Origin of the sequence: Pseudomonas baetica (assembly GCF_051216495.1) — a bacterium.
GTDB lineage: Bacteria > Pseudomonadota > Gammaproteobacteria > Pseudomonadales > Pseudomonadaceae > Aquipseudomonas > Aquipseudomonas baetica_B.
Map to the genome: position 1 here is coordinate 1 of NZ_JBPKAM010000193.1, position 5,988 is coordinate 5,988.

3 protein-coding genes are annotated in these 5,988 nt (G+C 60.2%); 2 read left to right on the forward strand and 1 reads right to left on the reverse strand.

Annotation, left to right across the window (positions count from 1 at the left end; genetic code table 11):
* Positions 1-239: 239 nt before the first annotated feature.
* The gene (gene rmf, locus ACSFE6_RS30765) at positions 240-455 is read right to left on the reverse strand and encodes a ribosome modulation factor (RefSeq protein WP_003223300.1); all 216 of its coding nucleotides are present in this window, start codon (positions 453-455) and stop codon (positions 240-242) included.
* A 528-nt stretch (positions 456-983) separates the two neighbouring features.
* Between rmf and rlmKL the strand changes: the two genes are divergently transcribed.
* Together rlmKL and ACSFE6_RS30775 are read left to right on the forward strand one after the other, a co-directional pair.
* A complete protein-coding gene (rlmKL, locus tag ACSFE6_RS30770; protein WP_435431141.1) occupies positions 984-3,254 on the forward strand; it encodes a bifunctional 23S rRNA (guanine(2069)-N(7))-methyltransferase RlmK/23S rRNA (guanine(2445)-N(2))-methyltransferase RlmL in 2,271 nt (756 codons plus the stop codon).
* 206 nt (positions 3,255-3,460) lie between these two features.
* The gene (locus tag ACSFE6_RS30775; protein ID WP_435431142.1) at positions 3,461-5,860 is read left to right on the forward strand and encodes a sensor domain-containing diguanylate cyclase; all 2,400 of its coding nucleotides are present in this window, start codon (positions 3,461-3,463) and stop codon (positions 5,858-5,860) included.
* The last annotated feature ends 128 nt before the right edge of the window (positions 5,861-5,988 follow it).

Genomic DNA, 5,988 nt, shown 5'->3' on the forward strand with positions numbered 1-5,988 from the left:
TGGAGGGACCATCTTTGCAAAAGAATACATCCCCGAGCGAACTATGTTTGTGGCTGTGTCCCCCCCCCCCCACCCCCCCCCCTCTCCCACAGTAGTGTTTACAGCTTGAGTTTTTCTTTGCAGACATAAAAAAGGGCTCCTTCGAAGGAGCCCCTGGGCCGTAGCCCGCCGTCCGGATGGGACGCGCGTGGTTAATTCGTTACGTAATCAGATTGTCGTGTCGGAGTGTGTGCCCTGTGTTAGCCGACGGCGTGAAGTTCGTTGAGTCTATGGATTCCCGCAGTGCCGGTCATACCGTCCCAGTTGTCGCCGCGTCCTTCTCGCCAGCCGTTGATCCAGGCTTGGCGTACCGACGGTAGAGTAAATGGGCAAAGCTCACGGGACTTGCCACCTACGCCATATTGATATCCGCGCAAAAATGCTCTTTCCAACGGATCACGCTTAAGTCTTCTCATAGGGTGTTGCCCTCACTTGTTGACTGTATTTATCGCGTCGACCTCAATCGAGGTCAGGCAGAAAAACTCTGCCGTTGGGGGCTCGCTGCCGGCGTGGCGAGCCAAGGTGTTGGCGTCATTGCGGCGCCAACCTGTATTGAGTTCTAACCAATGCGTCACATCGAGGGAATGATCGTTTTGTCATAAGCACGTAACCATTCATGTGCTAAGGCCATAAGTAACACGATGTTCGTCGCATATTTCTGAGTCAAACCCCTGTATGATCGGCCCCCCGCAGGATGAAGGGGTTAATCCTTTGGTGAGAGTGCCTCGCGTTGCCGTGGGGACTATTCGACGAAGGGTCGACTTATGACATTTTGTTGCATCAACTTTTTTATCTGTCCTTGCATCTAAGCTCATTTAACCCGAGCAGCAGGGGTGGAGCGGCACACCTTCGTGCCACGCGGGCGCTCTTCGAGAAAAGCGCCTGATTGAAAACCGGGCCGGCAATGCGTTGCCGGTTCACTCAGCTAAAGGCTCCGTATCCTCATGTCCGATCGTTTCGAACTCTTCCTCACCTGCCCAAAAGGCCTTGAAGGCCTGCTCATCGAGGAAGCCGTCGGGCTTGGCCTTGAGGAAGCACGTGAGCACACCTCTGCCGTGCGCGGCATGGCGACCATGGAAGCCGCCTATCGCCTGTGCCTGTGGTCGCGCTTGGCCAACCGGGTGCTGTTGGTGCTCAAGCGTTTCCCGATGAAAAACGCTGAAGATCTGTATCACGGCGTGCTGGATATCGACTGGCAAGACCACATGCTCAATGACGGCACCCTGGCCGTGGAGTTCAGTGGTCATGGCTCGGGTATCGATAACACCCACTTCGGCGCCCTGAAGGTCAAGGACGCCATCGTCGACAAACTGCGCACGCCGCAGGGCGATCGTCCGACCATCGATAAACTCAACCCGGACCTGCGCATTCACCTGCGTCTGGACCGCGGCGAAGCCATCCTGTCCCTCGACCTCTCGGGCCACAGCCTGCACCAGCGCGGTTATCGCCTGCAGCAAGGCGCGGCGCCGCTGAAGGAAAACCTCGCGGCGGCGATCCTGATCCGATCCGGTTGGCCACGTATCGCGGCCGAAGGCGGCGCGCTGGCGGACCCGATGTGCGGTGTCGGTACGTTCCTCGTCGAAGCTGCGATGATCGCCGCCGATATCGCGCCAAACCTGCGTCGTGAGCAGTGGGGTTTCACTGCCTGGCTCGGCCACGTTCCGGCGCTGTGGAAAAAACTCCATGAAGAAGCCGTCGAGCGCGCCGAAGTCGGGCTGGCCAAGCCGCCGCTGTGGATTCGCGGTTACGAAGCCGACCCGCGCCTGATTCAACCGGGCCGCAACAACGTCGAGCGTGCCGGGCTGAGCGAGTGGATCAAGATCTATCAGGGCGAAGTCGCGACCTTCGAGCCGCGTCCGGACCAGAACCAGAAAGGCCTGGTGATCTGCAACCCTCCCTACGGCGAGCGTCTGGGCGACGAGGCGAGCCTGCTCTACCTCTACCAGAACCTCGGCGAGCGTCTGCGCCAGGCCTGCCTGAACTGGGAAGCGGCGGTGTTCACCGGCGCGCCAGACCTGGGCAAGCGCATGGGCATCCGCAGCCACAAACAGTATTCGTTCTGGAACGGTGCCTTGCCGTGCAAGTTGCTGCTGATCAAGGTGCTGCCGGATCAGTTCGTCACCGGCGAACGTCGTACCCCGGAACAGCGTCAGGCCGAGCGTGAACAGGCGGCCTACGATCAAAGCCCGAGCGAGCCGCAGGAACGCAAGTTCAACAAGAATGGCAACCCGATCAAGCCAGCCCCGGCCCCCGCACCGGTGGTCGAGCAGCCACGCCTGAGCGAAGGCGGGCAGATGTTTGCCAACCGCCTGCAAAAGAACCTCAAGGCCATGGGCAAGTGGGTCAAGCGTGAAGGCATCGATTGCTATCGTGTCTACGATGCCGACATGCCGGAATACTCCATGGCCATCGACCTGTACCACGATTGGGTCCACGTCCAGGAATACGCCGCGCCCAAATCCATCGATCCGGAAAAAGCCTCGGCGCGCATGTTCGATGCCCTGGCGGCGATTCCACAGGCGTTGAACATCGACAAGAGCCGCGTGGTGGTCAAGCGTCGCGAACGCCAGAGCGGCACCAAGCAATACGAGCGTCAGGCAGCGCAGGGCAAGTTCGTCGAAGTGAATGAAGGCGGCGTGAAGCTGCTGGTGAACCTCACTGACTACCTCGACACCGGCCTGTTCCTCGATCATCGGCCAATGCGCATGCGCATTCAGAAAGAGTCGGCCGGCAAACGCTTCCTCAATCTGTTCTGCTACACCGCCACCGCTAGTGTTCACGCGGCCAAGGGCGGTGCGCGCAGCACCACCAGCGTTGACCTGTCGAAAACCTACCTGGACTGGGCGCGACGCAACCTGTCGCTGAACGGTTTCTCCGACAAAAACCGTCTGGAGCAGGGCGATGTGATGGCCTGGCTCGAAAACGCTCGCGACGAGTACGACCTGATCTTCATCGACCCGCCGACCTTCTCCAACTCCAAGCGCATGGAAGGCATTTTCGATGTGCAGCGTGACCAGGTGCAGTTGATCGACCTGGCCATGGCACGATTGGCGAACGGTGGTGTTCTGTACTTCTCCAACAACTTCCGCAAGTTCGAACTGGAGGCCAATCTTTCCGAGCGTTATGCAATCGAGGAGATCACCGCCCAGACCATCGATCCGGATTTTGCCCGCAACGCGAAGATCCACCGCGCCTGGAAAATCACGGCCCGTTGACGGTGGCCCCTGTAGGAGCGAGCTCTGCTCGCGATGGTCGACAACGATAACGCATACTTCCTGAATGTACGCGGCGTTCTTGAGCCCATCGCGAGCAGGGCTCGCTCCTACAGGGTTTTCAGTGCTGGTCAAATTAGTGGCTAATAGCTATAACTCAACTCATGGCCAAAGGGCTTTCCCGCACCTGGCGTTTTGAGTTGGGTTTTATGTCGTTGCACGCCGTGCGCCCAAAAATCCTGGGGTTTATCCGCGAAGACGTTTCGGCCTGGTGGGTCGCGCTGCTGGTATTGCTTGTCGGCGGAATACTCACGGGATTACTGGCCTGGTCGACGCTCAATCTGTTTCATTATCAATTGCGGCAACGTTTCCAGCTGCTGGCCAGTGAACGTTACAGCCGTATCGAAGAACGTTTCGAAGACCAGGAGCAGCGCCTCGATGGCCTGCGTCGGTTCTTTGCCAATTCCGATTCGGTTTCCCGAGAGGAATTCAACGGTTACACCCACCCCCTGTTACACCGCACCCAGGCGTATTCGTTCGCTGAACGGGTCCGTGGCGACCAGCGGGCGTTGTTCGAGCAGCGTGCGCGGGAGGAGGGTATTACCGGTTTTACCTTTCGCGAACTCAATGCCGACGGCCAGCTGCAACTGGCGGCCGAGCGGGATGAGTACGTGGTGGTGCTGTACAGCCAGACGCAAAGCAAACTCGGCTCGCCGCTCGGCTACGACCTGTTGGCACAGCCGATGCGCCGTGCCACCCTGGAGCGCGCCGATCAGCATGGACGCATGGCCGTGTCGCAACCGATGCACCTGGTCAGCATCGAACCGGCCTATGCGCGGGGCGTGTTGCTGGTCGCGCCGGTCATTTCGCGTGATCACCCGGTTGGCGCAACCGGCAAACCGTTCGGTTATGTCATGGCGGTGATCAGCATGCGCCAGTTGCTGGCCGACGGGCTGCCTGAGGCGGGCCGTGATTATCTTTCAGTGCGCATTCTCGACTTATCTACAGAGGATCAGCACGAAGTGCTGTTTGAGTCGCCCAACGTGCCTGCCGTCAGTGAGTTGTCCGCGACCCGGCTGTTGCGCCTGGCCGATCACGAGTATCAAGTCGACATCCAGCCCAGTGAAGTTTTTCTGCAGGCCAACCATTCATCTGTCACCACGCTGGTGGTGCTCGGCGCCTTGCTCAGTATGTTGCTCAGTGCACTGCTCTACGTGCTGGTCAGTCAGCGTCAGCGAGCGCTGAGAATGGTCGAACAGCGGACCGAGGAACTGCACGCCCGCGAACAGGAGCTGCGGGGAACTCACGGTCAGTTACGCAGCGTACTCAATGCCGCCACCCAAGTGGCGATCATTGCCACGGACCTGCGCGGAGTCATCAGCACGTTCAATGCCGGTGCCGAACAAATGCTCGGCTACAAAGCGGCCGATGTCGTGGGGCACATGACCCTGGAAAACCTGCACCTGCCTCGGGAACTCGCGGTGCGATCCGCTGAGTTGAGCGCGCGTTTCGGCAAACCGGTGCCGACGTGCCATGCGATGTTGGTGGAGAGCAGCGTAGAAGGCCGGCATGAAGCGCGGGAGTGGACGCTGGTGCGTGGCGATGGCAGTCATTTGACGGTCAACATGCTGGCCACTCCGGTGCTCGACGAGCAAGGCCTGTGGGTCGGGCATCTGGCCGTCTGCATCGACATCACCGAACGCAAGCGCGTGCATGAAGCGTTGGCAGCACGGGACCTGCTGTTGAAGAAACTCAGCGCCCATGTGCCCGGTGGGATTTACCAGTTCAAGATGGAGTTCGACGGTCGCTTCAGCGTCATTTACGCCAGCGACGGTATCCGCGAGATCTATGAACTCGACCCGGACGTGTTGCTGCTCAATGCCGAAGCGATCTTCACGCGGATCCATCCCCAGGACACGACTCGCGTCCGCGCCTCGATCCGGGCGTCGGCGGACCACCTCAGTCCGTGGCGCGAAGAATATCGTGTGCAACTGCCCGAGCGTGGCCTGCGCTGGGTCCGCGGCGAAGCGACCCCGGAAGAACTGCCCGGTGGCGGGGTGCTGTGGCATGGCTATATCTCGGACATTTCCGATATGAAACGGGTAGAGGAAGAGTTGCGCGCGCTGTCCATCACCGACTCCCTGACCGGTATCCACAACCGCCGCTATTTCCAGGAGCGCCTGACGACCGAGATGGCCCGGGTCGAGCGCGGCGGTGGCGAACTGTCGGTGATCATGCTCGACATCGACCACTTCAAGCGCATCAATGACCAGCACGGCCACGCCGTGGGTGACCGGGTGTTGCAGGCGGTGTGCGAGCGCATCGGCCATCGGTTGCGGCGTACGGATGTGTTCTGTCGTTTGGGCGGTGAGGAGTTCATGGTGCTGTGCCCGGACATCGGCGGCGAACAGGCCCATCTGCTGGCGCTGGAGCTGTGGCAAGGCTTGCGCAGTGCGCCAATTGACGAAGTGGGGATTGTCACCGCCAGTTTCGGGATCGCCAGTTGGCGGGGTGGTGAAGGTGCGGATGCGCTGCTGTTGCGTGCGGACTCGGGGGTTTATGCGGCGAAGCAGGCGGGCAGGGATCGGGTGCAGGGGGAGATGAACTAATTCTGTTTATACACACAAAACCTGTGGGGGGGGGGGGGGGGGGGGGGGGGGAGGGATGGAAGACACAACGAGGGGTGGGGGGTTGGTGTCTCGCTGCGGGGTTCCCCCACCATGAGTTTTGTTGTGTG